This is a genomic window from Erwinia sp. E602 (genome assembly GCF_018141005.1).
In the GTDB taxonomy this organism is placed as follows: Bacteria; Pseudomonadota; Gammaproteobacteria; order Enterobacterales; family Enterobacteriaceae; genus Erwinia.
The window spans coordinates 3,700,852-3,725,178 of record NZ_CP046582.1 but is presented as its reverse complement, the minus strand read 5'-3'; the positions used below and the strand labels follow the sequence as shown (position 1 = coordinate 3,725,178).

At 57.3% G+C, this 24,327-nt stretch carries 23 protein-coding genes and 1 other RNA gene; 17 read left to right on the top strand and 7 right to left on the bottom strand.

Going from position 1 to position 24,327, the window contains the following annotated elements:
• Positions 1-20: 20 nt before the first annotated feature.
• Positions 21-599, bottom strand: a complete 579-nt coding sequence (locus GKQ23_RS18655; RefSeq protein WP_056233997.1) for a lipoprotein — start codon at positions 597-599, stop codon at positions 21-23.
• A 286-nt stretch (positions 600-885) separates the two neighbouring features.
• Between GKQ23_RS18655 and bolA the strand changes: the two genes are divergently transcribed.
• The 4 genes from bolA (at position 886) to clpX (GKQ23_RS18635) (ending at position 5,159) form a co-directional block, all read left to right on the top strand.
• Positions 886-1,200 carry a transcriptional regulator BolA gene (gene bolA / locus GKQ23_RS18650; protein WP_056234000.1) on the top strand — a complete coding sequence of 105 codons (315 nt, stop codon included), beginning with the start codon at positions 886-888 and terminating at the stop codon, positions 1,198-1,200.
• A gap of 337 nt (positions 1,201-1,537) precedes the next feature.
• Positions 1,538-2,842 carry a trigger factor gene (gene tig / locus GKQ23_RS18645; RefSeq protein ID WP_056234002.1) on the top strand — a complete coding sequence of 435 codons (1,305 nt, stop codon included), beginning with the start codon at positions 1,538-1,540 and terminating at the stop codon, positions 2,840-2,842.
• 331 nt (positions 2,843-3,173) lie between these two features.
• Positions 3,174-3,797, top strand: a complete 624-nt coding sequence (gene clpP / locus GKQ23_RS18640; RefSeq protein WP_056234005.1) for an ATP-dependent Clp endopeptidase proteolytic subunit ClpP — start codon at positions 3,174-3,176, stop codon at positions 3,795-3,797.
• A gap of 87 nt (positions 3,798-3,884) precedes the next feature.
• Positions 3,885-5,159, top strand: a complete 1,275-nt coding sequence (gene clpX / locus GKQ23_RS18635; RefSeq protein ID WP_212409132.1) for an ATP-dependent protease ATP-binding subunit ClpX — start codon at positions 3,885-3,887, stop codon at positions 5,157-5,159.
• A 98-nt stretch (positions 5,160-5,257) separates the two neighbouring features.
• Here the strand turns inward: clpX (GKQ23_RS18635) and GKQ23_RS18630 are convergent, their stop codons facing one another.
• Positions 5,258-5,851, bottom strand: a complete 594-nt coding sequence (locus GKQ23_RS18630) for an ATP-dependent Clp protease proteolytic subunit (RefSeq protein ID WP_056236417.1) — start codon at positions 5,849-5,851, stop codon at positions 5,258-5,260.
• A 309-nt stretch (positions 5,852-6,160) separates the two neighbouring features.
• Here GKQ23_RS18630 and clpX (GKQ23_RS18625) point away from each other — a divergent pair, with 309 nt between their 5' ends.
• The 6 genes from clpX (GKQ23_RS18625) (at position 6,161) to GKQ23_RS18600 (ending at position 13,691) form a co-directional block, all read left to right on the top strand.
• The gene (gene clpX / locus GKQ23_RS18625) at positions 6,161-7,435 is read left to right on the top strand and encodes an ATP-dependent protease ATP-binding subunit ClpX (protein WP_212409131.1); all 1,275 of its coding nucleotides are present in this window, start codon (positions 6,161-6,163) and stop codon (positions 7,433-7,435) included.
• 191 nt (positions 7,436-7,626) lie between these two features.
• A complete protein-coding gene (lon, locus tag GKQ23_RS18620) occupies positions 7,627-9,981 on the top strand; it encodes an endopeptidase La (RefSeq protein ID WP_056240528.1) in 2,355 nt (784 codons plus the stop codon).
• 222 nt (positions 9,982-10,203) lie between these two features.
• Positions 10,204-10,476: a nucleoid-associated protein HU-beta gene (hupB, locus tag GKQ23_RS18615; protein WP_056240526.1), complete on the top strand. Its 273-nt coding sequence runs from the start codon at positions 10,204-10,206 to the stop codon at positions 10,474-10,476.
• Between the two features lie 333 nt (positions 10,477-10,809).
• Positions 10,810-12,681, top strand: a complete 1,872-nt coding sequence (gene ppiD / locus GKQ23_RS18610) for a peptidylprolyl isomerase (protein WP_056240523.1) — start codon at positions 10,810-10,812, stop codon at positions 12,679-12,681.
• 139 nt (positions 12,682-12,820) lie between these two features.
• Positions 12,821-13,186: a helix-hairpin-helix domain-containing protein gene (locus tag GKQ23_RS18605; protein WP_056240520.1), complete on the top strand. Its 366-nt coding sequence runs from the start codon at positions 12,821-12,823 to the stop codon at positions 13,184-13,186.
• A 106-nt stretch (positions 13,187-13,292) separates the two neighbouring features.
• Positions 13,293-13,691, top strand: coding sequence for a thioesterase family protein (locus tag GKQ23_RS18600; RefSeq protein ID WP_101506098.1), 399 nt, complete (start codon positions 13,293-13,295; stop codon positions 13,689-13,691).
• 212 nt (positions 13,692-13,903) lie between these two features.
• On the opposite strand, the gene queC is transcribed toward GKQ23_RS18600, so the two are convergent.
• On the bottom strand, positions 13,904-14,599 hold the full coding sequence (gene queC / locus GKQ23_RS18595) for a 7-cyano-7-deazaguanine synthase QueC (protein WP_101506097.1): 696 nt from the start codon (positions 14,597-14,599) through the stop codon (positions 13,904-13,906).
• Positions 14,600-14,612: 13 nt separating this feature from the next.
• Positions 14,613-15,569: a DMT family transporter gene (locus tag GKQ23_RS18590; protein WP_371820027.1), complete on the bottom strand. Its 957-nt coding sequence runs from the start codon at positions 15,567-15,569 to the stop codon at positions 14,613-14,615.
• Between the two features lie 103 nt (positions 15,570-15,672).
• Here GKQ23_RS18590 and GKQ23_RS18585 point away from each other — a divergent pair, with 103 nt between their 5' ends.
• From GKQ23_RS18585 to amtB, 5 genes are all read left to right on the top strand, one after another.
• Positions 15,673-16,146, top strand: coding sequence for an Lrp/AsnC family transcriptional regulator (locus GKQ23_RS18585; protein WP_056240509.1), 474 nt, complete (start codon positions 15,673-15,675; stop codon positions 16,144-16,146).
• Between the two features lie 44 nt (positions 16,147-16,190).
• On the top strand, positions 16,191-17,963 hold the full coding sequence (locus GKQ23_RS18580; RefSeq protein WP_212409129.1) for a SmdA family multidrug ABC transporter permease/ATP-binding protein: 1,773 nt from the start codon (positions 16,191-16,193) through the stop codon (positions 17,961-17,963).
• On the top strand, positions 17,953-19,716 hold the full coding sequence (locus tag GKQ23_RS18575; protein WP_212409128.1) for a SmdB family multidrug efflux ABC transporter permease/ATP-binding protein: 1,764 nt from the start codon (positions 17,953-17,955) through the stop codon (positions 19,714-19,716). Before GKQ23_RS18580 ends, GKQ23_RS18575 begins: the two co-directional genes overlap by 11 nt.
• A 268-nt stretch (positions 19,717-19,984) precedes the next feature.
• Positions 19,985-20,323, top strand: a complete 339-nt coding sequence (glnK, locus tag GKQ23_RS18570; protein WP_056240502.1) for a P-II family nitrogen regulator — start codon at positions 19,985-19,987, stop codon at positions 20,321-20,323.
• Positions 20,324-20,357: 34 nt separating this feature from the next.
• On the top strand, positions 20,358-21,644 hold the full coding sequence (gene amtB / locus GKQ23_RS18565) for an ammonium transporter AmtB (RefSeq protein WP_056240580.1): 1,287 nt from the start codon (positions 20,358-20,360) through the stop codon (positions 21,642-21,644).
• 92 nt (positions 21,645-21,736) lie between these two features.
• Here the strand turns inward: amtB and tesB are convergent, their stop codons facing one another.
• Complete coding sequence (tesB, locus tag GKQ23_RS18560; protein ID WP_056240499.1) at positions 21,737-22,600, bottom strand: acyl-CoA thioesterase II; 864 nt, start codon at positions 22,598-22,600, stop codon at positions 21,737-21,739.
• Positions 22,601-22,824: 224 nt separating this feature from the next.
• Here tesB and GKQ23_RS18555 point away from each other — a divergent pair, with 224 nt between their 5' ends.
• Positions 22,825-23,382, top strand: a complete 558-nt coding sequence (locus GKQ23_RS18555; RefSeq protein WP_212409127.1) for a YbaY family lipoprotein — start codon at positions 22,825-22,827, stop codon at positions 23,380-23,382.
• Positions 23,383-23,430: 48 nt separating this feature from the next.
• Here the strand turns inward: GKQ23_RS18555 and GKQ23_RS18550 are convergent, their stop codons facing one another.
• On the bottom strand, positions 23,431-23,745 hold the full coding sequence (locus GKQ23_RS18550; RefSeq protein ID WP_249168431.1) for an MGMT family protein: 315 nt from the start codon (positions 23,743-23,745) through the stop codon (positions 23,431-23,433).
• A 209-nt stretch (positions 23,746-23,954) separates the two neighbouring features.
• Between GKQ23_RS18550 and ffs the strand changes: the two genes are divergently transcribed.
• Positions 23,955-24,051: signal recognition particle sRNA small type (gene ffs / locus GKQ23_RS18545), an RNA gene on the top strand.
• Positions 24,052-24,106: 55 nt separating this feature from the next.
• Here ffs and GKQ23_RS18540 read toward each other — a convergent pair.
• Positions 24,107-24,325: an HHA domain-containing protein gene (locus GKQ23_RS18540; RefSeq protein ID WP_056240482.1), complete on the bottom strand. Its 219-nt coding sequence runs from the start codon at positions 24,323-24,325 to the stop codon at positions 24,107-24,109.
• Between the last annotated feature and the right edge of the window lie 2 nt (positions 24,326-24,327).

Below are 24,327 nucleotides of genomic sequence, written 5' to 3'. Positions count from 1 at the left end.
TCCTGCCGGGCTGAAAGTGATTAACGGGTGTTCTGCTTGATGAACTCGCTGACGCTGGTGTCCTGTGCCATATCAGAGATCACGTCGCCGAGCGTGGCGTTAACCGCATTGGTGATTTTCTCGTTGCTCGCGCTCAGCGCGCCTTCAACGCTATAGACCTGGCGGTAGTTTTTCACCTGCTTGTTGCCATTTTTCGCCGTGGCAATGATCGAAATGTCCGCTTTAGTGGTGATGCTGTAGCGCAGGTTACCCTGGGTCACATCAGCGTACAGGTTGTTCACAACGATCTGCAGATCGACAGCACCGTTCGGGCCAATCATATAACCGCGGGCGGTCATCTGCTTCTCCAGCGTCTCCTGCAGCAGGAAGCGCAGATCGCGTGAAGGCGTCAGCGTCACCAGCTGGCCATCGCGGTTGATTTTAGCCAGCGCCTGATCGCTGCGCTGATCGGCACCGTTGATGCTGACTGTGACGCCCATCAGGCCCGGATCCTGCTGGGGCAGCTTAATTTTTGGTGAAACTTCAAGGGTATTACTGCTGGTTGCACAGCCAGCCAGAACGAACATGGCCAGCAGAGGGAAGATGAATTTTTTTAACATGCTTATTTTCTCGGTTTCATAAGGTGTAGTGCTGACAAAACTGCGGCCATCATAACACTGCCTGTCAGCAGGGGAAGAGCTGATCGCGCGTAAATTCATCGCGTTGGCCGTTTTTCAGACGTGTCTGCGCCGGGTTTTTTGACTGCGCGGCGGGGATTACGTTGCACCCGCCGCTGTGAAAATTTTCCGCTGCTGCGAAAATTTCGGTAAAGTGCGACGGTTATACTGAAAAACCAACTAATATTGAATGAGATGGGGCACCGCTCTGAATCTGAGGAGTCCGGGTATGATGCGTGAACAAATAGAAGAAAAGCTACGTACGGCATTTTCACCGCTGCACCTTGAGGTCCATGACGAAAGCTACCGGCACAATGTTCCTGCGGGGGCGGAGAGCCATTTTAAAGTGATCATTGTCAGCGACAGCTTTAATGGACAGCGCTTCCTGGCACGTCACCGTGCCATCTATGGCGTGCTGGCGGACGAGCTGGCCGGCAGCGTCCATGCGCTGGCGTTGCACAGCTACACTGATAAAGAGTGGCAAGGTCTGCAGGATACCGTACCTGCCTCTCCAAACTGTCGCGGCGCGGGCACGCTGGCCTGATTTCGCATACGAATTAAACAAACGGCCTGCGGGCCGTTTTCTTGTTTCTGGGCGCAGTTGGCATCTGCTGCAGCAATTTCTTGCGGTTTTACCTTAAAAATGTAAAAAGTAGCCTGTTTAGAGGGGAGGTGTCGCCTCGACTCGCTTTGACGTTGCAGCTATAATGCGCGTCTAATTTTTTTCCGGAATGTCTTCGGGACGCTTCTGCGTAACAGGGAACGCGGTTCTGACATCAGAAGCCGTCCCGGTTCTTAGACCGACGCTGTTCAGGGTGCCTGCACCCGTGGACAGGGCCAGTCTGAAGTCGACCGAGCACGTGATTTTTTGAGGTAATAAGATGCAAGTTTCAGTAGAAACAACTCAGGGCCTGGGCCGTCGCGTAACGATTACCATCGATAAAGATGTGATCGCCACTGCGGTTAAAAACGAGCTGGTTAACGTTGCTAAGAAAGTACGCATCGACGGTTTCCGTAAAGGAAAAGTGCCGATGACCGTAGTTGCACAGCGTTACGGCGCCTCTGTTCGCCAGGACGTGCTGGGCGATCTGATGCAGCGCGGTTTTGTTGACGCGATCATCAAAGATAAAATTAACCCGGCCGGTGCGCCAAACTACGTACCAGGCGCCTACACCGAAGGTGAAGACTTCACCTTCACCGCCGAGTTTGAAGTGTATCCGGAAGTTGAGCTGCAGGGTCTGGACGCTATCGAAGTTGAAAAACCGGTAGTTGAAGTGACCGATGCCGACGTCGACACCATGCTGGACACGCTGCGTAAGCAGCAGGCAACCTGGAAAGAGACCGATGCTGCTGCGACCGCTGAAGATCGCGCGACCATCGATTTCACCGGTTCTGTTGACGGCGAAGAGTTTGAAGGCGGCAAAGCCTCTGACTTCGTGCTCGCAATGGGCCAGGGTCGTATGATCCCAGGCTTCGAAGAGGGCATTACCGGTCGTAAAGCTGGTGAAACCTTCACCATCGACGTCAACTTCCCGGACGATTACCACGCTGAAAACCTGAAAGGGAAAGCGGCGAAGTTCGAAATCGTGCTGAAGAAAGTTGAAGAGCGCGAGCTGCCAGAGTTCACCGAAGAGTTCATCAAGCGTTTCGGCGTGGAAGATGGTTCTGTGGCTGGCCTGCGTACCGAAGTACGCAAGAACATGCAACGTGAGCTGAAAGGCGCCGTGCGTAACCGCGTGAAGACTCAGGCGATCGACGGTCTGGTGAAAGCCAACGACATCGACGTTCCTGCTGCGCTGATCGATGGTGAAATCGACGTGCTGAAGCGTCAGGCTGCACAGCGTTTTGGTGGCAACGAGAAACAGGCGCTGGAGCTTCCACGCGAGCTGTTCGAAGAGCAGGCTAAACGCCGCGTTGTTGTTGGCCTGCTGCTGGGTGAAGTGATTCGTACCCACGAGCTGAAAGCTGACGAAGATCGTGTTAAAGCGCTGATCGAAGAGATGGCTTCGGCTTACGAAGATCCATCAGAAGTGATCGAGTTCTACAGCAAAAATACCGAGCTGATGAACAACATGCGTAACGTTGCTCTGGAAGAGCAGGCTGTTGAAGCCGTGCTGGAAAAAGCCAAAGTGACCGAAAAAGAGACCAACTTCCAGGAACTGATGAACCAGACCCAAACGGCCTGATTCTCCGAACCGGTAGTGTGATCCAAGCCCGCGTCCTTTGGTCGCGGGCTTTTGCATTTCAGAGCGTTACAGCGCACTGCTTTTTTGACGATTTGCTCATTTAATCTGCAAATTATCGTCTGAGCCACTTTTCCTGGTTAGCAGTTAATAAAAACGTTGTTATGCTTGAAATAGCCGATACAAATCCCCAAATTGTAACAACGAAGTCATCAGGCCCGATGACTCTGTGGACGCGTCGGGTGGAAGGCCTGGGCACATCGTGTCCCCGAACGCTCTTACGTAGAATCGCTACAGAGTGTATTGCCAAATGAAATTTATCCAGGAGACGGTAATGTCATACAGTGGCGAACGTGAACAAATGGCACCCCATATGGCTTTAGTGCCGATGGTAGTCGAACAAACCTCTCGTGGAGAGCGTTCTTACGACATTTACTCGCGCCTGCTCAAAGAGCGCATTATTTTCCTGACCGGTCAGGTCGAAGACCATATGGCCAACCTGATCGTGGCGCAGATGCTGTTCCTGGAAGCGGAAAATCCGGAAAAGGATATCCATCTCTATATTAACTCGCCGGGTGGCGTGATCACCGCAGGGATGTCTATTTATGACACCATGCAGTTTATCAAACCCGACGTCAGCACCATCTGTATGGGCCAGGCCTGCTCAATGGGCGCGTTCCTGCTGACCGCCGGCGCGAAAGGTAAGCGCTACTGCCTGCCAAACTCACGTGTGATGATCCACCAGCCGCTGGGTGGTTTCCAGGGACAGGCGTCAGACATTGATATCCATGCCCGTGAAATCATCAAGACCAAACAGATGATGAACGAGTTGATGGCGAAGCACACGGGTCAGAGTATCGAAACGATTGAGCGTGACACCAACCGCGATCGCTTCCTGTCGGCCAGCGAAGCCGTTGAGTATGGCTTAGTGGATTCTGTGCTGGCACAGCGTAACTGATTATTTGCCGGATCGACGTTGCAGAGCAGAGCCGCCGCGACTGGCGGCCTGTCTCATTGAGTCCGATCGGGGTTTTAGGGGGAGTGAATGACTGAAAAACGCAAAGACGGTTCAGGGAAGCTGCTGTACTGCTCTTTTTGCGGCAAAAGCCAGCATGAAGTGCGCAAGCTGATTGCCGGCCCGTCAGTGTACGTTTGCGATGAGTGCGTTGAACTCTGCAACGACATTATCCGCGAAGAGATTAAGGAAGTGGCGCCGCACCGCGAGCGTAACTCCCTGCCGACGCCGCATGAAATCCGCCACCACCTGGATGACTACGTCATCGGCCAGGAGCGGGCAAAAAAGGTGCTGGCGGTGGCGGTATATAACCACTACAAGCGCCTGCGCAACGGCGATACCAGCAACGGCATCGAGCTGGGCAAAAGTAACATTCTGCTGATCGGGCCGACCGGCAGCGGTAAAACGCTGCTGGCGGAAACGCTGGCGCGGCTGCTTGACGTGCCCTTTACCATGGCGGATGCCACCACGCTGACCGAAGCCGGTTACGTCGGTGAAGACGTGGAAAACATCATTCAGAAGCTGCTGCAGAAGTGTGACTACGACGTGCAGAAGGCCCAGCGCGGCATCGTCTACATTGATGAGATCGATAAGATCTCCCGCAAGTCAGACAACCCGTCGATCACCCGCGACGTCTCCGGTGAGGGCGTGCAGCAGGCGCTGCTGAAGCTGATCGAAGGCACGGTGGCCGCGGTGCCGCCGCAGGGCGGACGCAAGCATCCGCAGCAGGAGTTTCTGCAGGTCGACACCTCGAAAATCCTGTTTATCTGCGGCGGCGCGTTTGCCGGCCTGGATAAGGTGGTCTCGCAGCGCGTGGACACCGGTTCCGGCATCGGCTTTGGCGCCACGGTGAAGGGCAAGGCGGAGAAGGCGACGGAAGGGGAGCTGCTGGCGCAGGTTGAGCCGGAGGACCTGATCAAGTTCGGCCTGATCCCTGAGTTTATCGGCCGTCTGCCGGTGGTGGCGACGCTGACCGAACTGAGCGAAGACGCGCTGATCCAGATCCTGCGCGAGCCGAAAAACGCGCTGACCAAGCAGTACCAGGCGCTGTTTAACCTGGAAGGCGTGGACCTCGAGTTCCGTGACGAGGCGCTGACCGCCATCGCGAAGAAGGCGATGTCGCGTAAGACCGGCGCCCGTGGCCTGCGTTCGATTGTCGAAGCCGCGCTGCTGGACACCATGTACGACCTGCCGTCGCTGGACGATGTGGAGAAAGTGGTGGTGGATGAGTCGGTAATTGACGGCAACGGCGCGCCGAAGCTGATCTATGGCCAGTCGGAAGCGCAGCAGGCTTCTGGCGAGTAGTGGCGTTAATCCTGCCCGGTGGCTTTGTGCCGCCGGGGAGTTGCCAAAAAAAAGAGCCCGCAGCACTGCTGCGGGCTCTTTTTTATACTTAGCGCCGTTTAGACTTTCAGCTCAGTCCACTGGCTGATGACGTGGGTGGCAATACCGTAGTCTACCGCCTGCTCCGGACTCATCCAGTAGTTGCTGTCGGTGTCTTTCTCGACTTTCTCCAGCGGCTGACCGGTCGCTTTACTGATCAGCTGATTAATACGCGCGCGTGCGCGCAGCAGCTCTTTCGCTTCAATTTCAATATCTGACACTTTACCACGCACGCCGCCCAGCGGCTGGTGGATCATGAAGCGGGTATTAGGCAGCGAGTAGCGGTTCTCTTTCTCGGCGGCGAGGAAGATAGTAATGCCGGCGCTGGCCACCCAGCCGGTGCCGATCACCACCACTTTCGGCCGCACGAACTTAATCATATCGTGAATGGTGTCACCTGCTTCGACGTGGCCGCCCTGGCTGTTAATGAACAGCTTGATTGGCTCATCGCCCATCTCCTGCAGGATCAGCAGCTGAGCGGTGACTTTCTCCGCCAGCTCCTGATTGATCTCACCGGAGATAATGATCGAGCGCGACTGCAGCAGTTTGCTGACCGCCAGCGCAGAGTTCTTCTCTTCCTGGCCGTTTTCTTCTTTCTTTGGCTCTTGAGGCATGCCTGACAACTCCATCGGATTCTGTAAGTGACCAGAGTTTAGCATAATCCAATGGTCAGCTAAATCAACCGGCTTTTCGCCCGTTATTCATCATGCAAAACAGCGGGTTAATTGTGCAAAAGTCGCCGGGGAATGCGCTGTCAGCGCGGGATGCGCGTGTCATCAGAGTTCACAGTTTTAAGCCTGAAATCCGGCCTGAAACCCGGTTTTACTCCCATTTATCCGGCAAAGTGGGCTATATTAGGGTCTGGTACGCGAAAATTAAGACAGCCCACTCAGGTCTGTTCAAGAAGGCATGAGGTTTAACTGATGACAGAGAAACGCAAAGACGGTTCAGGAAAGCTGCTGTACTGCTCTTTTTGCGGCAAAAGCCAGCATGAAGTGCGCAAGCTGATTGCCGGCCCGTCAGTGTACATCTGCGATGAGTGCGTTGATTTATGTAACGACATCATTCGCGAAGAGATTAAGGAAGTGGCGCCGCACCGTGAGCGTAATTCCCTGCCGACGCCGCATGAAATCCGCCACCACCTGGATGACTACGTCATCGGCCAGGTGCGGGCGAAAAAGGTGCTGTCGGTGGCGGTGTATAACCACTACAAGCGCCTGCGCAACGGCGATACCAGCAACGGCATCGAGCTGGGAAAAAGTAACATTCTGCTGATCGGGCCGACCGGCAGCGGTAAAACGCTGCTGGCGGAAACGCTGGCGCGGCTGCTTGACGTGCCCTTTACCATGGCGGATGCCACCACGCTGACCGAAGCCGGTTACGTCGGTGAAGACGTGGAAAACATCATCCAGAAGCTGCTGCAGAAGTGTGACTACGACGTGCAGAAGGCCCAGCGCGGCATCGTCTATATTGATGAGATCGACAAGATCTCCCGCAAGTCAGACAACCCGTCGATCACCCGCGACGTTTCCGGTGAGGGCGTGCAGCAGGCGCTGCTGAAGCTGATCGAAGGCACGGTGGCCGCGGTGCCGCCGCAGGGCGGGCGCAAGCATCCGCAGCAGGAGTTTCTGCAGGTCGACACCTCGAAAATTCTGTTTATCTGCGGCGGCGCGTTTGCCGGCCTGGATAAGGTGGTCTCGCAGCGCGTGGACACCGGTTCCGGCATCGGCTTTGGCGCTACGGTGAAGGGCAAGGCGGAGAAGGCGACGGAAGGGGAGCTGCTGGCGCAGGTTGAGCCGGAGGACCTGATCAAGTTCGGCCTGATCCCTGAGTTTATCGGCCGTCTGCCGGTGGTGGCGACGCTGACCGAACTGAGCGAAGACGCGCTGATCCAGATCCTGCGCGAGCCGAAGAACGCGCTGACCAAGCAGTACCAGGCGCTGTTTAACCTGGAAGGCGTGGACCTCGAGTTCCGTGACGAGGCGCTGAACGCCATCGCGAAGAAGGCGATGTCGCGTAAGACCGGCGCCCGTGGCCTGCGTTCGATTGTCGAAGCCGCGCTGCTGGACACCATGTACGATCTGCCGTCGCTGGACGGTGTGGAGAAAGTGGTGGTGGATGAGTCGGTTATTGACGGCAACGGCGCGCCGAAGCTGATTTATGGTCAGCAGGAAGCGCAGCAGGCTTCTGGTGAATAAATAACCAAATCATTCCAGTTAGTTATCTTAAAAGGGGGAAAATGTTCCCCCTTTTACTTTTCTCGTTACCCCAACGTTGAATCTGTTCCGCTCATCCCCATATACTCAAATACCTGTGGGTAAAACTACACCTTTTCTCATTGATGTGGTTCCCCCACACCCTGGCGGAAATTAAACTAAGAGAGAGCTCTATGAATCCTGAGCGTTCTGAACGCATTGAAATCCCTGTGTTGCCGTTGCGTGACGTAGTGGTTTATCCGCACATGGTCATTCCGTTGTTCGTGGGTCGTGAAAAGTCTATTCGCTGCCTTGAAGCCGCCATGGATCATGATAAAAAGATCATGCTGGTCGCTCAGAAAGAAGCTTCAACGGATGAACCGGGTATTAACGATCTGTTTTCAGTCGGGACCGTCGCCTCCATTCTGCAGATGCTGAAGCTGCCGGACGGTACGGTAAAAGTGCTGGTGGAAGGTTTACAGCGTGCGCACATCACCACCTTAGCTGACAACGGCGACCACTTTACCGCTCAGGCTGAATACCTGGCGTCGCCGGAGATTGAAGAACGTGAGCAGGAAGTGCTGGTACGCACGGCGATCAATCAGTTTGAAGGCTATATCAAACTGAATAAAAAGATCCCGCCGGAAGTCCTGACTTCGCTCAACAGCATTGACGATGCCGCGCGCCTGGCAGATACCGTGGCGGCGCATATGCCACTGAAGCTGGCAGATAAGCAGTCGGTGCTGGAAATGTATGACGTCAACGAGCGTCTGGAATACCTGATGGCGATGATGGAATCGGAAATCGACCTGCTGCAGGTTGAGAAACGTATCCGTAACCGCGTCAAAAAGCAGATGGAAAAAAGCCAGCGCGAGTACTACCTCAACGAGCAGATGAAGGCGATTCAGAAAGAGCTCGGCGAGATGGACGATGCGCCGGACGAAAATGAAGCGCTGAAGCGTAAAATCGACGCGGCTAAAATGCCGAAAGAAGCGCATGAGAAAGCCGAAGCCGAACTGCAGAAACTGAAGATGATGTCGCCGATGTCCGCCGAGGCGACCGTCGTCCGCGGCTATATCGAGTGGATGGTGCAGGTACCCTGGAACGCGCGCAGCAAGGTCAAAAAGGACCTGGTTAAGGCGCAGGAAACGCTGGATACCGACCATTTCGGTCTGGAACGCGTCAAGGATCGCATCCTTGAGTATTTGGCGGTTCAAAGCCGCGTCAGCAAAATTAAAGGACCGATCCTCTGCCTGGTCGGGCCTCCGGGCGTCGGTAAAACCTCGCTCGGCCAGTCGATTGCTAAAGCCACCGGGCGTAAGTACGTACGTATGGCGCTGGGCGGCGTGCGTGATGAAGCCGAAATTCGCGGCCACCGTCGTACCTATATTGGTTCGATGCCGGGCAAGCTGATCCAGAAAATGGCCAAAGTGGGAGTGAAAAACCCGCTGTTCCTGCTGGATGAGATCGACAAAATGTCCTCAGATATGCGGGGCGATCCGGCGTCGGCGCTGCTGGAGGTGTTGGATCCTGAGCAGAACATCGCTTTTAACGATCACTATCTGGAAGTGGATTACGATCTCTCCGACGTGATGTTTGTGGCGACCTCTAACTCGATGAACATCCCGGCACCGCTGCTGGACCGTATGGAAGTGATCCGTCTTTCTGGTTACACCGAAGATGAAAAGCTGAACATTGCTAAACAGCACCTGTTACCAAAGCAGATCGAGCGTAATGCTCTCAAGCCGAGCGAACTGACGGTCGATGACAGCGCGATTGTGGGCATCATCCGTTACTACACACGGGAAGCGGGCGTGCGTAGCCTCGAGCGCGAACTCTCCAAGCTGTGCCGTAAAGCGGTGAAGTCGCTGCTGATGGACAAAAAGCTGAAGCACATTGAGATCAACGGCGACAACCTGAAAGATTTCCTTGGCGTGCAGCGTTTCGACTACGGCCGTGCCGACACGGAAAACCGCGTCGGTCAGGTCACCGGCCTGGCGTGGACCGAAGTGGGCGGCGATCTGCTGACCATCGAAACCGCCTGCGTACCGGGTAAGGGCAAGCTGACCTATACCGGCTCGCTGGGCGAAGTAATGCAGGAGTCAATTCAGGCTGCGCTGACCGTGGTGCGCGCACGTGCGGAGAAGCTGGGCATTAACGGCGACTTCTACGAGAAACGCGACATCCACGTGCACGTGCCTGAAGGGGCAACGCCGAAAGATGGTCCGAGCGCCGGTATTGCGATGTGCACCGCGCTGGTTTCCTGCCTGACCGGTAACCCGGTGCGTTCCGACGTGGCGATGACCGGTGAGATCACCCTGCGGGGCCAGGTACTGCCAATCGGTGGCCTGAAGGAAAAACTGCTGGCAGCGCACCGTGGCGGCATCAAAACCGTGCTGATCCCGGATGAAAACAAGCGCGATCTGGAAGAGATCCCGGATAACGTGATTGCCGATCTGGTGATTCATCCGGTTAAGCGCATCGAGGAAGTGCTGGCGCTGGCGCTGCAGAATGAACCGTCCGGCATCCAGGTTGTGACCGCCAAATAGTGATTTAAGGCGAAATCAGATAAAAACCCAGGCTGGCAGGTGAATTGGTACTTGCCAGCTTTTTTTTGTGCCGCTAATTTAGATCCCGATTCAGCCAGTGGCGGCAGGATGCGGGCCGTCGCGGTGCGATAATCTGGGGCTAACAGCCATAATCAATGAGAGCACCTGAATGCCAGGCACTGCGCCGGTTCAGAATGTGAAAATAAACGTGGGGATGATTAAGTGAATAAGTCACAGTTGATCGACAGTATTGCTGCCAACGCGGATATCTCTAAAGCGGCCGCCGGACGTGTATTAGACGCTTTTATCGCTTCAGTAACTGAATCTCTGCAGGCTGGTGATGAAGTGGCGCTGGTTGGTTTTGGTACCTTCTCCGTGCGTGAGCGTGCCGAGCGTACCGGTCGTAACCCACAGACGGGTAAAGAGATCACCATTGCTGCGGGTAAAGTCCCGGGCTTCCGCGCCGGTAAAGCGCTGAAAGATGCCGTGAACTAAATTCCCAACGGTTTCACACTGCGTGGGCTCGCTGGATCCCAGCAGTCTGAAACCGGCCGGGTAAACGCGCTGAATGATGACGAAAGCAGTTTTCTTTGGCGGAGTGAGGATCGGCGAGCCGTTCTCATGTAACATACGGGCACATCAGCAAAAGGATGTGCCTTTTTTTATTTTTCAGGGACAAACGCCGCGGGCGGTTGTCTGAAGAATGTAACTCCGCTGGGTTTCCGGCTTTACCGGAGTTGCAGTAATGCACCGGCGTTGCACGTCCCCAGGAACCCGGGATGAACGCGCAAGGTTTACATTCATATTACAGCGGAGTGTTGTCACACCATGATGGACAATTTACGCGCGGCGTCGAACCATGTCGTGCTCAAAATTATACTGGGTCTGATTATCCTGTCTTTCGTCCTGACCGGCGTGGGCGGTTACCTGACCGGTGGTGGCGGTGATTACGCTGCCAAAGTGAACGGTGATGAAATCAGCCGTGTTCAGCTCGAGCAGGCGTTCAGCAATGAACGTGCGCGTCAGCAGCAGATGCTGGGCGAGCAGTTCTCTGCGCTGGCCGGCAATGAAGGCTATCTGCAGCAGATGCGTCAGCAGGCGCTGTCCCAGCTGATTGATGAGCTGTTGCTGGATCAGTATGCCAAATCGCTGCATCTGGCGATTAGCGACGAGCAGATTAAGCAGGCCATCTTCAGCCAGCCCGCGTTCCAGACCGACGGTAAGTTTGATAATGCCAAATATCTGGCGCTGATCGGCAACATGGGCTTTACCGCCGATCGCTATGCTCAGGCGCTGCGCAAGCAGTTGACCACTCAGCAGCTGATTAAATCGGTAACCGGTACGGACTTCGTGCTGGGTAACGAAGGCGATGCGCTGGCCGCGCTGGTCTCTCAGCAGCGCCTGGTGCGCGAGGTGACCATCAACGTCGATGCGCTGACCGCGAAACAGAGCGTTACCGCAGACGAAATCAATAACTACTATCAGCAGAATAAAAACAGCTTTATGACGCCTGAGCAGTTCCGCGTCAGCTATATCAAACTGGATGCCGCCAGCCTGCAGAAGCCGGTGACCGAGAGCGATATCCAGGGCTGGTATGACAGCCATCAGCAGGATTACACCCAGCCACAGCGTAATCGCTACAGCATCATTCAGACCAAAACCGAAGCGGACGCCGAAGCGGTGCTGAAAGCGCTGAAAGAGGGTGGTGATTTTGCCGCGCTGGCCAAAGAGAAGTCGGTTGACCCTATCTCTGCCCGTAACGGCGGCGACATGGGCTGGCTGGAACCAGAAACCACCCCGGATGAGCTGAAAGGTGCCGACCTGAAAGAGAAAGGCCAGCTGTCCGGTGCGATCAAATCTTCCGTGGGTTACATCGTTGCCCGTCTGGATGACATCAAGCCGCAGCAGGTGAAAACGCTGGCCGAGGTGCATGATGCGATTGCGGCGAAGGTGAAGCAGGAAAACGCCATCGATGCTTACTTCAAGCTGCAGCAGAAAGTCAGCGATGCCGCCAGTAACGATACCGAATCCCTTGCCAGCGCAGAGCAGGCTGGCGGTGTGAAAGCGGTGGAAACCGACTGGTTTAGTCATGACAATCTGCCCAACGAGCTGAACTTCAAGCCGGTGCAGGAGGCAATCTTTAGCGGTAACCTTGGCGGCAATGACGGTGCCCCAGGCCGTAACTCCGACGTCATCACCGTTGATGGCGACCGTGCGTTTGTCCTGCGCATCAGCGCGCACAAGCCTGAAGCGGCAAAAGCGCTGGCTGATGTGACCGCGCAGATTACCGATACGCTTAAGCTGCAGAAAGCCCAGGCAGAAGCGAAAGCGCAGGCCGATAAGCTGCTGGCCGAGTTAAAAGCCGGTAAGGGTGATGCAGCGCTGAAGGCGGCGGGTCTGAACTTCGGTGAGCAGAAAACGCTGGCGCGTACCGACCAGAGCCCGCTGACGCAGGCGGCCTTTGCGCTGCCGCTGCCGGCGGAAGGGAAAGTCTCCTACGGCGTGAGCGAAGATATGCAGGGCAATGTGGTGCTGCTGGCGCTGGATAAAGTCCAGAGCGGCAACCTGCAGGAGGCGCAGAAGACCGCGCTGATTCAGGGCGTGACGCAGAACAACGCGCAGATCGCCTTTGAAGCGCTGATGAGCAACCTGCGTAAAGAGGCGAAAATCAAGTACGGCGCAGCGGCGCAGGCGCAGTAAGCCTCGCAATTTAACTGCAACCGACTGCAACAACAAAGGCCGCTTATGCGGCCTTTTCCATTTTTGAAACCTGTCGTTTGCAGCCCTTTTTTTCCCGCCGTAACCTCGCCTTGCTGTCAAACACAAGGAGAAAACAGCGATGATTAAATCAGTTATACAGGCCGCGTCACTGGCTCTGGCCATCGGGCTGAGCCTGCCCGCCGTCGCCAGCTCATCCGTGGCGAAAGAGGGCAAAGCGGCAGTGCAGATGGAAAAAGGTCCGGCCAGCACTGGCGGAGAGAAAAGCCCGCCCGTGGGGGAAAAAAGAGGGGAACAGGTGAGCATCAACAACGCAAGTGCTCAGGAGCTGGCGTCCGCGCTGAATGGCGTCGGGTTGAAGAAGGCGGAATCGATCGTCAGCTATCGCGAGAAGTACGGGCCTTTCAGCCAGCTTGAACAGCTGAAAGAGGTGCCGGGAATGGGTAACGCCTTGGTCGAGCGCAATCTGTCGCGCATCAAACTGTGACCGATATCCAGAGTCGCTAAGCTGCTGCGGCGGTGGTATCACGTCGCTGCTATCATGAAGAGGTCATACCAGTTGGTATGGCCTTTTTTCACCCGGAGATCCGTTCATGCAGACCACCCTTAAAGTTCGAGGCTACCATCTTGATGTCTATCAGCACGTCAACAACGCACGTTATCTGGAGTTTCTTGAAGAGGCACGCTGGGCGTGGCTGGAGCAGATGACTTCTTTTCACTGGCTGACCACCCACCATCTGGCCTTTATCGTGGTCAATATCAATATTAACTATCGCCGTCCGGCGGTGCTGGGCGACGTGCTCAGTATCGACAGCCAGCTGCTGGAGCTGGGGGGCAAGAGCGGCGTAATCAGTCAGACTATTACACTGCAGCCGACCGGCCTGGTGGTGGCGGATGCACAGCTGACGTTTGTCTGTATCGATCTGCGTACCCAGAAGGCCCAGCCGCTGGAAGGGGAGTTAAAGCTGCGGCTGCAGGAGATGATGCTGTAGACAGGCAGGATAACGGTGTTCTGGTCTCCTGCCTGAGCCTGAGCCTGAGCCTGAGCCTGAGCCTGAGCCTGAGCCTGAGCCTGAGCCTGAGCCTGAGCCTGAGCCTGAGCCTGGTACAGCTCTGCACAAGGTCAGGTCATGCTGGTTAATTAAAGCACTGCGCGGATGGCCGCCAGACGCTTAAGCAGGCTGGCGGCACAGGCTCAGTCTTATCAGACGAGGCCGGTTTTTGCCTTCATCGCCTGCATTACCGCCGTTGGGTTCTGCTGATACTCGTGCAGACCGTTGGCGCGCAGGTGGCAGGCGGCGCATTCGCCACAACCGTCGCCTTTGACCGCGTTATAGCAGGTCAGGGTCTCATTACGCACCAGCGGCAGCTGCTGCCAGTAGTCGGCCAGCGCCCAGGTCTCCGCCTTGTTCAGCCACATCAGCGGCGTTTCAAAGCGCACCTCGCGGGCCATGCCCAGCGTGACCGCGTGGTTCAGCGCCTTCACAAACTCGTCGCGGCAGTCGGGATAGCCGGAAAAATCGGTTTCACAGACGCCGGTAATCACCGCTTCCGCTTCCACCTGATACGCGTAAACGGCGGCGAGGGTCAGGAACAGGATATTGCGCCCCGGCACAAAGGTGCTCGGCAGGCCGCTGGCGTCGGGATCGTAAGCCGGTACCGGGATGTTGTCGCGGGTCAGGCTGCTGACCGCCAGCTCGTTGAGCAGGGTGACGTCCAGCACCTTGTGCGCGCGTGCGCCGAGCTGCAGTGACAGCTGCTGCGCCACGTCGATCTCTGCGCGATGGCGCTGGCCGTAATCAAAGGTGACGCAGTGCACCTCGTCATACTGCTGTAACGCCTGAATCAGGCAGGTTGTTGAATCCTGCCCACCGCTGAATACCACTACTGCACGTTTCATACTGTTATCCCGTCTATTTTCTGCCGCTTAGTGTACTGCCTGCGTGAGCAGTTGGGTATTTTTTCGCGGCAGGTGGCCTGCCGGGTTTCGGCCCGCGGTACAGCGTGAGCAGCAGGCCAAGCAGGAACGGCAGCAGCAACATCAGCGACTCCTCGCTGACGCTGCTGCCGCTCATCTGGTTCTCAACGGCGATGGCAATCAACGGAAAAACCAGAAACACCAGCGAGGCCTGGAACGGGCGCGCGTTCTGCTGCAGAGCAAAGTAGCAGAGAATGCCGAACACCCCGGCGATGACCCCAAGCCACAGGATAGCCAGCAGCGCCTCGGGAGCCATGTTTTCCCAGCGCGGTGACTCGGTCAGCCCGGCAAGCGTCAGCAGCACTCCGGCCCCCAGACAGGGCAGGGCGTTGTAGCTCAACACCGAAATACCGGCGCAGCGTTTTTTACACTGCACGTACATCACGGCGTGGATCAGCACCGCCGCGACCAGCGCCAGCATGCCCTTTATCTGGCTGCCGCCGCTGGCGTGGCTCTCATGCCACAGAATAGTGCTTAGCGCACCGGTGGCGATCAGCAGCCCCAGCAGCTGCTGCAGCGAGGTCCGCTCACGCAAAAAGATCAGCGAAGCGGCCAGCACCGCGGCCGGCATGGTAGCGAAGATAATCGCCGCCAGGCTGGAGGAAGTGTAGCGCTCTCCGTAAATCATCAGCGTAAAGGGAATGGCGAAGTAAAACAGCGTCACGCATAGCTGGAAGCCGCGCTGGCCTGCCGGAAACAGCAGCGGCGCCTTGCGCCAGCGCGCGAGCAGCAGCAGGATGGGTGCCGCGCAGAGAAAGCGCAGGCCGGTAGCAAAAACGGGCGGTACCGTCTGCACGGCAATTTTCATCGCCATCCAGGTGGTTCCCCAGGTCAGCGCCACGGCTGCAAACAGCAAGGCGATCAAAATTTGGCGTTTCAGTTGGCTGGTCATAACAGTCATCCTTGAGGTAAGAAGTCAGGAAACCAGATTAGCCAGGTAGCCGGGGAAAAGGTTACTATACTGATGCTCTGTTTTATTGCCTGTGGAGAAAATTATGCTACCAGAATCGCTGGATAAAAAAGACCGCATGCTACTAAACCTGCTTCAGAAGGATTGTACACTCTCTTTACAGGCGCTGGCCGATGCGGTCAGCCTGACCACCACTCCCTGCTGGAAACGCTTGAAAAGGCTGGAGGATGAGGGCTATATTCGCGGCCGGGTCGCGCTGCTGGACGGTGAAAAGCTCGGGCTGGGGCTGACGGCGTTTGTGGTGATAAAAACGCAGAACCATAGCAGCAGCTGGTTCCAGCAGTTTGTCGCGCTGGTGCAGGCGATGCCGGAAGTGATGGGCTTTTACCGCATGGCGGGCGAGTATGACTATCTGATGCGCGTTCAGGTGGCGGATATGAAAAGTTACGATGCGTTCTACAAGCGGCTGGTCAACGGTATTCCCGGACTTACCGATGTGACTTCGAGTTTTGCCATGGAAGAGATAAAATACACCACCGCGCTGCCGGTCGCCCCGTAGCAGGCTGCCGTCCCCCTTTTCCGGTCAATAATCAGGATGTTTTTGTGCGACTTTTTAGCCAACTGAGCTGGTATTTTCTGCGTGAATGGCGCCGCTATCTGGGCGCAGTGTTGCTGCTGATCCTCATCGCGCTGCTGCAGCTGCTGCCACCGCGGGTGGTCGGCACGCTGGTCGACGGCGTCAGCCACCAACAGATGGGCCGCAGCGAGGTGCTGTGGTGGATTGCGGTGATGCTGATTACTGCGGTGGTGGTCTATCTGCTGCGTTACGTCTGGCGGGTGCTGCTGTTCGGAGCCTCTTATCAGCTGGCCGTCGAGCTGCGCGAAGACTTCTACCGTCAGCTCAGCCGCCAGCATCCTGAATTTTATCTGCGCCACCGCACCGGCGATCTGATCGCCCGCGCTACCAACGACGTGGATCGGGTGGTGTTTGCCGCCGGAGAGGGGGTGCTGACGCTGGTCGACTCGCTGGTGATGGGCTGCGCGGTGCTGATCGTGATGAGTACGCAAATCAGCTGGCAGCTCACGCTGCTGGCGCTGCTGCCGATGCCGGTGATGGCGCTGGTGATTAAGCGTTACGGTGACCAGCTGCACCAGCGTTTTAAGCTGGCGCAGGCCGCCTTTTCGTCACTGAACGATCAAACTCAGGAGAGCCTGACCAGCATCCGCATGATCAAAGCGTTCGGACTGGAAGACCGCCAGTCGGCGCAGTTCGCCGGGATTGCCCGCGACACCGGCGAGAAAAACCTGCGCGTGGCGCGGGTGGATGCCCGCTTTGATCCGACCATCTACGTGGCGATCGGCTTGTCTAACCTGCTGGCGATCGGCGGCGGTTGCTGGATGGTCTGGCACGGCAGCCTGACGCTCGGGCAGCTGACCAGCTTTGTTATGTACCTCGGGCTGATGATCTGGCCGATGCTGGCGCTGGCCTGGATGTTCAACATCGTTGAACGCGGCAGCGCCGCCTGGAGCCGCATCCAGTCGCTGCTGGCCGAAGCGCCGACCGTCACCGACGGCAGCGAAGTGGTGCCGGCCGGGCGCGGTCCACTGCAGATAGCTATGCGGGAATTTACCTATCCGGAGGCGAAAATCCCGGCTCTGCACGCGGTGACCACTTGCCTGCAGCCCGGCCAGATGCTCGGCCTGTGCGGCCCGACCGGTGCCGGGAAAAGTACCCTGCTGAGTCTGATTCAGCGCCATTTTGATAGCGATCAGGGGGAGATCCGCTATCACGATATTCCGCTGCCCCGGCTGCAGCTGGACGGCTGGCGTAGCCGGCTGGCGGTAGTCAGCCAGACGCCGTTCCTGTTCTCGGACACCGTAGCTAACAATATTGCCCTTGGCCGCCCCGGTGCGACGCAGAGCGACATCGAACAGGCCGCCAGGCTCGCCTCGGTGCATGATGACATTCTGCGCCTGCCGGGCGGCTATGAAACCGAAGTCGGCGAGCGTGGCGTGATGCTCTCCGGTGGCCAGAAGCAGCGCATTTCGATCGCCCGCGCGCTGCTGCTGGATGCGGAAATTTTGCTGCTGGACGACGCGCTGTCGGCGGTTGATGGGCGCACCGAGCACCAGATCCTGCACAACCTGCGCAGCTGGGGGCAGGGCCGTACGGTGATTATCAGCGCCCACCGGCTGTCGGCCCTGACCGAAGCCAGCGAAATTCTGGTCCTGCAACAGGGTAGGGTGGTCCAGCGTGGCGATCACCTGCAGCTGAGCGGTGAAGCCGGCTGGTATCGCGATATGTACCGCTATCAGCAGCTGGAAGCGGCGCTGGATGATGATGAAACCGAACAGGGGAACACAGATGGCGAGTAGCGCTCAGCTTTGGCCTACGCTGAAACGGCTGCTGGCCTATGGCGCACCGTGGCGTAAATCGCTCGGCCTCGCGGTGGGCATGCTGTGGATCGCGGCGGCGGCAGAGGTGCTTGGCCCGGTACTGGTCAGCTACTTTATTGACAATATGGTGGCGAAGCATCAGATGCCGCTGGGGCTGGCCGCCGGGCTGGTGGCCTGTTATCTGTTGCTGCAGCTGCTGGCGGCGGGGCTGCACTATGCGCAGGCGCTGCTGTTCAACCGGGCGGCGGTGGGGGTGGTCCAGCGTCTGCGCACCGACGTGATGGATGCCGCGCTGCGCCAGCCGCTGAGCGCGTTTGACACGCAACCGGTGGGCCAGATTATCTCCCGCGTCACTAACGATACCGAAGTGGTGCGCGATCTCTACGTCACCGTGGTGGCCACCGTGCTGCGCAGCGCAGCGCTGGTCGGGGCGATGCTGGTGGCGATGTTCAGCCTCGACTGGCGAATGGCGCTGGTGGCGATCGCTATTTTCCCGGCGGTACTGATAGTGATGCTGATTTACCAGCGCTACAGCACGCCGATCGTGCGGCGGGTGCGCAGCTACCTGGCAGACATCAACAACGGTTTTAACGAAGTGATTAACGGCATGAGCGTGATCCAGCAGTTCCGCCAGCAGGCGCGCTTTGGTGAACGGATCGGCGGCGCCAGCCGCTCGCACTACCTGGCCCGCATGCAGACGCTGAAGCTGGATGGGTTTCTGCTGCGCCCGCTGCTCAGCCTGTTCTCGGCGATGATCCTCTGTGGCCTGATGCTGCTTTTCGGCTTTTCGTCAGCCGGGTCGATTGAGGTGGGCGTGCTGTACGCGTTTATCAACTATCTTGGCCGCCTGAACGAGCCGTTAATCGAACTGACCACCCAGCAGTCAATGCTGCAGCAGGCGGTGGTCGCCGGTGAGCGTATTTTTGAACTGATGGACGCACCGCGACAGCCTTATGGTGACGATTCGCGGCCGCTGACCAGCGGACGCATTGATATCGAGGGGCTGACCTTTGCTTACCAGCCCGGACGACCGGTGCTGCATGATATCGATTTGCAGGTCGAAGGGCGGCATTTTGTCGCGCTGGTCGGGCATACCGGCAGCGGTAAAAGCACCCTTGCCAGCCTGCTGATGGGCTACTATCCGCTGGATCAGGGCGACATTTGCCTCGACGGCCGTCCGCTCGCCTCCCTCAGCCACGGCGTGCTGCGCGACGGCGTGGCGATGGTGCAGCAGGATCCGGTGGTGCTGGCGGACACCTTCTTCGCTAACGTTACCCTCGGGCGTGATATCGGTGAGGAGGCGGTGTGGCAGGCGCTGGAAACGGTGCAGCTGGCGACGCTGGCCCGCAGCATGCCAGGGGGGATCCACAGCCGGCTGGGCGAGCAGGGCAACAACCTGTCGGTGGGGCAGAAGCAGCTGCTGGCGCTGGCACGGGTGCTGGTGGCCACCCCTAAAATTCTGATCCTCGATGAAGCCACGGCCAATATTGACTCCGGTACCGAACAGGCGATTCAGGGCGCACTGCGGGCGGTGCGGCGGCACACCACGCTGGTGGTCATCGCCCACCGGCTTTCCACTATCACCGAAGCCGACACCATTCTGGTGCTGCATCGCGGGCAGGCCGTGGAGCGAGGCAGCCATGAGCAGCTGCTGGCCGCCGAAGGACGTTACTGGCAGATGTATCAGCTGCAGCTGGCCGGTGAAGAGCTGGCGGCCGCTAACGCCCTGTGAGGGGGCGTTGGCGTTGCACCATCAGCAGGCGAAAAAATAGCCATTACCCCATCAATGCACTGGTCTAAAGCATAACGCACCGTTCTGGTGCGTTTTTTTTGAGCAACTGACTCAGTGACGCATTCTCTCCGCCGCCATAGACCCTGACCAGGCTGTTTGCTACGCCCAATCCTCCAGATATTTCTGATTTTCAACTGTTGGCATAGCCTTTGCTTAGTTAAAAGCGTGTCTGACAAACAAACAATTTCTAATTGCCGGAGGGGATCGAATGAAACTGGTTACCGTGGTCATCAAACCGTTCAAGCTGGAAGACGTCCGGGAAGCGCTGTCGTCTATCGGCATTCAGGGGCTGACCGTTACCGAAGTAAAAGGGTTTGGCCGTCAGAAAGGGCATGCGGAGCTGTATCGTGGCGCAGAGTACAGCGTGAACTTCCTGCCGAAAGTGAAAATTGACGTGGCGATCGCTGACGATCAGATTGATGAAGTGGTTGATGTGATCAGCAAAGCGGCCTACACCGGCAAAATCGGCGACGGTAAGATCTTCGTTGCCGAGCTGCAGCGGGTGATCCGCATCCGTACCGGTGAAACCGACGAAGCCGCCCTGTAAGTCCTGGCTAAACATTGTGATGGGAAAAGATAAAATGAAAAAACTTGCTCAGTTTGGCCTTGCCGGCATCGCCGCGTTACCGTCGCTGGCCTTCGCCGCCGCTCCGGCGGTTGCGGACAAAGCGGACAACGCCTTTATGATGATTTGCACCGCGCTGGTGCTGTTTATGACTATACCCGGCATTGCGCTGTTTTACGGCGGCCTGATCCGTGCCAAGAACGTACTGTCACTACTGACCCAGGTGGCGATGACTTTTGCTATCGTCTGCGTGCTGTGGCTGGTTTACGGTTACTCCCTCGCCTTCAGCGAAGGGAACGCCTTCTTCGGCAGCTTTAACTGGGCAATGCTGAAAGGCATCACGCCGACGGAAGTGATGGGGTCTTACTATCAGTACATCCACGTGGCTTTCCAGGCTTCATTTGCCTGTATCACCGTGGGCCTGATCGTTGGCGCTATCGCCGAACGTATTCGCTTCTCAGCCCTGCTGATCTTTGTGGTGATCTGGCTGACCTTCGCCTACCTGCCGATTGCGCACATGGTGTGGGCGGGTGGTTACCTGGCGCTGGACGGCGCGCTGGACTTCGCCGGCGGTACCGTCGTGCACATTAACGCCGCGGTGGCTGGTCTGGTTGGTGCCTATCTGCTGGGCAAACGTGCCGGGTTTGGTAAAGAAGCCTTCAAGCCGCACAACCTGCCGATGGTGTTCACCGGTACGGCGATCCTTTACTTTGGCTGGTTCGGTTTCAACGCCGGCTCTGCCGGTACCGCTAACGAAATCGCCGGCCTGGCGTTCCTCAATACCGTTATCGCTACCGCCGGCGCAATGCTGAGCTGGACCTTTGGTGAGTGGGCGCTGCGCGGTAAGCCTTCACTGCTGGGCGTCAGCTCCGGTGTGATTGCGGGTCTGGTGGGCATTACCCCGGCCTGTGGTTATGTCGGCGTGGGCGGTGCGCTGATTATCGGTGTGGTCGCTGGCCTGGGCGGCATCTGGGGCGTCACCACCCTGAAGAAATGGCTGCGCGTGGATGACCCATGCGACGTGTTCGGTGTGCACGGCGTCTGCGGTATTATCGGCTGCCTGCTGACCGGCGTATTCGCTTCCTCCTCTCTGGGCGGCGTCGGTTATGCGGAAGGCGTGACCATGGGCCATCAGGTGTGGGTACAGCTATTCAGCGTGCTGGTCACCATCGTCTGGACCGCGGTCGTCGCCTTTATCGGTTTCAAAGTGGCAGACATGATTGTTGGATTGCGCGTGCCGGAAGAGCAGGAGCGTGAAGGTCTGGACGTCAACAGCCACGGCGAGAATGCCTACAACCAGTAAGTTTTCCCATGCAGTAACGTGATTGAAAAGAAGGGTAGTGCGCTAAAATAATAAGCATGACGGCGGGCCGAGTGGCCCGCCTTTTTTTTGCTTTACGGCTGGCGCTGGCGGATCACGCCCTCCTGCACGGTTGAGGCAACCAGCGTGCCCTGCTGGTTGTAGAATTCTCCGCGCACAAACCCGCGGGCGGCGGAAGCGGAGGTACTCTCAATGCTGTACAGCAGCCAGTCGTTGAGATCGAAAGGCCGGTGGAACCACATTGAGTGATCGATGGTGGCCACCTGCATACCCGGCTCCAGGAAGCCTTTGCCATGCGGCTGGAGGGAAACCGGCAGGAAGTTGGAATCCGACACATAGCCAAGCAGGTATTGATGGATGCGGCTGTCCTGCGGCATCGGGCCGTTGGCGCGGATCCACAGCTGGCGTACCGGTTCATCCACATGCCCCTGCAGCGGATTATGGAAGGTCACCGGACGGATCTCGAACGGCTTCTCCGCGAGGAATTTATCGCGCATGCTGGCCGGGATCAGATGCGCCAGACGGGTAGCAATCTCATGCTCGGAGGGCAGGTTGTCCGGGCCGCTAACCACAGGCATGGTTTTCTGATGCTCGAAACCGCTTTCCGGCCCCTGGAACGAGGCGGTCATATAGAAGATCGGTTTGCCGTTCTGCACGGCTTTCACCCGGCGGGCGCTAAAACTCTGCCCGTCACGCAGGTTTTCCACATCGTAGATAATTGCCTTCTGGCTGTCGCCGGGGCGCAGAAAATAGCTGTGAAACGAGTGGATGCTGCGTTCGGGCGGCACGGTCTGCTTGGCCGCGTACAGCGCCTGTCCGACCACCTGGCCACCGAATACCTGGCGCAGACCCAGATCTTCACTTTGCCCGCGGAACAACCCTTCTTCCAGGCTTTCCAGATTCAGCAGATTTAACAGATTTTGTAACGCCAGGCTCATAGACGGCTTCCTCAGTAGTCGGATCGCTGACAGTTTGCGAGATCCGACCAGTTAGCGTCAACGATTGTTTGTGGCAATTGGCGGTCCTGAGTGAAATGTAACAAACGGGAGGTCTCCAGGAAATTTTCAGCAACTTGTGCCAGAATTAAATTCAGAAGAACAGCTATGATCTGTTTTCACGCGGCAGTATGCGCCGCAGGCATTGATTTAAGGAGAAACTATCAATGAAACTCTGGCATGTAGTTAGCACCGCTGCGCTGGTCGCGGCTATCGCGGGTTGTGCAGATAAAAGCAGGGATATTGCAACACCGACGCTGGGATCTCAGGTTCAGGGACAGCAGACGGCAATTCAACAGCCTAACGTGAGCGGTACGGTGTGGATCCGCCAAAAGATTGCGCTGCCGCCGAACGCGGTGCTTACCGTAACCCTGTCGGACGCGTCGCTGGCGGATGCACCGTCTAAGGTGCTCTCACAGCAGGTTAACCGTACGGATGGCAAACAGGCCCCGTTCCAGTTTGTACTGCCGTTTAACCCGGCGGAGATCCAGCCTAACGCGCGCATTCTGCTGAGTGCTGCGGTCACCGTTGACGGTAAAATGGTATTTATCACCGACAACGTGAAGCAGGTGATCACCAGCGGTGGCACCCGTCAGGATCTGACGCTGGTTCCGGTGCCGTCCGTACCAGTCAACACCCAGAGTGGGGCGACGTCCACCGTGCCAGCGACGTCTCCGACTATGCTGACCCCGTCGTCCGCCGTTCCGGCCCCGACATCGCTGTAATCCATCGCGGCTAACGCCTTATTGCAACGCCCCTGATGGGGCGTTTTTTTATGGCTGCCAGCGGAAGCGGTGCAAATCAATAATACCGTCCGCCGATACCTCAACGCCTTCCACCATTAGTGCCTGGCGCTGCCGGTTGAGATCATCACCTGCCAGCGAAATGGCGCCATTGCGGTTAACCACGCGGTACCAGGGGAGTTTACTGCCTGCAGGCAAGCGTTTCAGCACGCCACCGACCTGACGCGCAGCGCGCGGGGATCCGGCCAGATGGGCAATCTCACCGTAGGTTGTCACCCGGCCGAAAGGAATAGCGGCCACAATTTGATAGACACGGTGTTGAAAGCTGTCGTGGGGGGCGGTCATGACACGATTCTCATGGTGGAAACAACAGCAACGATAAACCATCGCCTGCGGCTACGCCAGGCTACCCTGAAGTAATAACGCGCAACCTAAGGATGAATCGCGGTTAATTGCGCAAGAAAACAACGGTCATCCGGGGCTGGCTTGCAATTGCCGGGGGTATCATTGATAATGCCTGCGCTTCGGTTATCCGGGGCACTCAATGGGGGCCCTGTTGGTTCTCCCGCAATGCTAATTTGTGAACTCGGTCAGGTCCGGAAGGAAGCAGCCGTAACAGATGACGCGTGTGCCGGGATGTAGCTGGCAGGGCCCCCACCCAATTCTGCCTTGCCAGCCTGTTGTCACTCTCTGCCTGGCGTCCGCCTCAGCGAACAAACTTCCATACCGCGACGGGTATTTTGTCGTACAGCTTATTCATGGTGAGTTCAGCCAGACGATGGTCAGCCGCTGAATAAAATACCGCCAGTTCATCGTCCGTTAATTCGTACTTGTTCTTTTCAATCACGCGTTCCAGCGTATCAATCGAACGGCAGCGTCGCAGACGCATCAGATAATCAGTTTTTGTTAACATTTTGTCAGTCATTA

What these genes read in the sequence shown, in the direction of transcription:
- GKQ23_RS18655 (WP_056233997.1), bottom strand. Translation starts at nt 599, where the DNA reads ATGTTAAAAAAATTCATCTTCCCTCTGCTGGCCATGTTCGTTCTGGCT.
- bolA (WP_056234000.1), top strand. Translation starts at nt 886, where the DNA reads ATGATGCGTGAACAAATAGAAGAAAAGCTACGTACGGCATTTTCACCG.
- tig (WP_056234002.1), top strand. Translation starts at nt 1,538, where the DNA reads ATGCAAGTTTCAGTAGAAACAACTCAGGGCCTGGGCCGTCGCGTAACG.
- clpP (WP_056234005.1), top strand. Translation starts at nt 3,174, where the DNA reads ATGTCATACAGTGGCGAACGTGAACAAATGGCACCCCATATGGCTTTA.
- clpX (WP_212409132.1), top strand. Translation starts at nt 3,885, where the DNA reads ATGACTGAAAAACGCAAAGACGGTTCAGGGAAGCTGCTGTACTGCTCT.
- GKQ23_RS18630 (WP_056236417.1), bottom strand. Translation starts at nt 5,851, where the DNA reads ATGCCTCAAGAGCCAAAGAAAGAAGAAAACGGCCAGGAAGAGAAGAAC.
- clpX (WP_212409131.1), top strand. Translation starts at nt 6,161, where the DNA reads ATGACAGAGAAACGCAAAGACGGTTCAGGAAAGCTGCTGTACTGCTCT.
- lon (WP_056240528.1), top strand. Translation starts at nt 7,627, where the DNA reads ATGAATCCTGAGCGTTCTGAACGCATTGAAATCCCTGTGTTGCCGTTG.
- ppiD (WP_056240523.1), top strand. Translation starts at nt 10,810, where the DNA reads ATGATGGACAATTTACGCGCGGCGTCGAACCATGTCGTGCTCAAAATT.
- GKQ23_RS18605 (WP_056240520.1), top strand. Translation starts at nt 12,821, where the DNA reads ATGATTAAATCAGTTATACAGGCCGCGTCACTGGCTCTGGCCATCGGG.
- GKQ23_RS18600 (WP_101506098.1), top strand. Translation starts at nt 13,293, where the DNA reads ATGCAGACCACCCTTAAAGTTCGAGGCTACCATCTTGATGTCTATCAG.
- queC (WP_101506097.1), bottom strand. Translation starts at nt 14,599, where the DNA reads ATGAAACGTGCAGTAGTGGTATTCAGCGGTGGGCAGGATTCAACAACC.
- GKQ23_RS18590 (WP_371820027.1), bottom strand. Translation starts at nt 15,569, where the DNA reads ATGACCAGCCAACTGAAACGCCAAATTTTGATCGCCTTGCTGTTTGCA.
- GKQ23_RS18585 (WP_056240509.1), top strand. Translation starts at nt 15,673, where the DNA reads ATGCTACCAGAATCGCTGGATAAAAAAGACCGCATGCTACTAAACCTG.
- GKQ23_RS18575 (WP_212409128.1), top strand. Translation starts at nt 17,953, where the DNA reads ATGGCGAGTAGCGCTCAGCTTTGGCCTACGCTGAAACGGCTGCTGGCC.
- glnK (WP_056240502.1), top strand. Translation starts at nt 19,985, where the DNA reads ATGAAACTGGTTACCGTGGTCATCAAACCGTTCAAGCTGGAAGACGTC.
- amtB (WP_056240580.1), top strand. Translation starts at nt 20,358, where the DNA reads ATGAAAAAACTTGCTCAGTTTGGCCTTGCCGGCATCGCCGCGTTACCG.
- tesB (WP_056240499.1), bottom strand. Translation starts at nt 22,600, where the DNA reads ATGAGCCTGGCGTTACAAAATCTGTTAAATCTGCTGAATCTGGAAAGC.
- GKQ23_RS18555 (WP_212409127.1), top strand. Translation starts at nt 22,825, where the DNA reads ATGAAACTCTGGCATGTAGTTAGCACCGCTGCGCTGGTCGCGGCTATC.
- GKQ23_RS18550 (WP_249168431.1), bottom strand. Translation starts at nt 23,745, where the DNA reads ATGACCGCCCCCCACGACAGCTTTCAACACCGTGTCTATCAAATTGTG.
- GKQ23_RS18540 (WP_056240482.1), bottom strand. Translation starts at nt 24,325, where the DNA reads ATGACTGACAAAATGTTAACAAAAACTGATTATCTGATGCGTCTGCGA.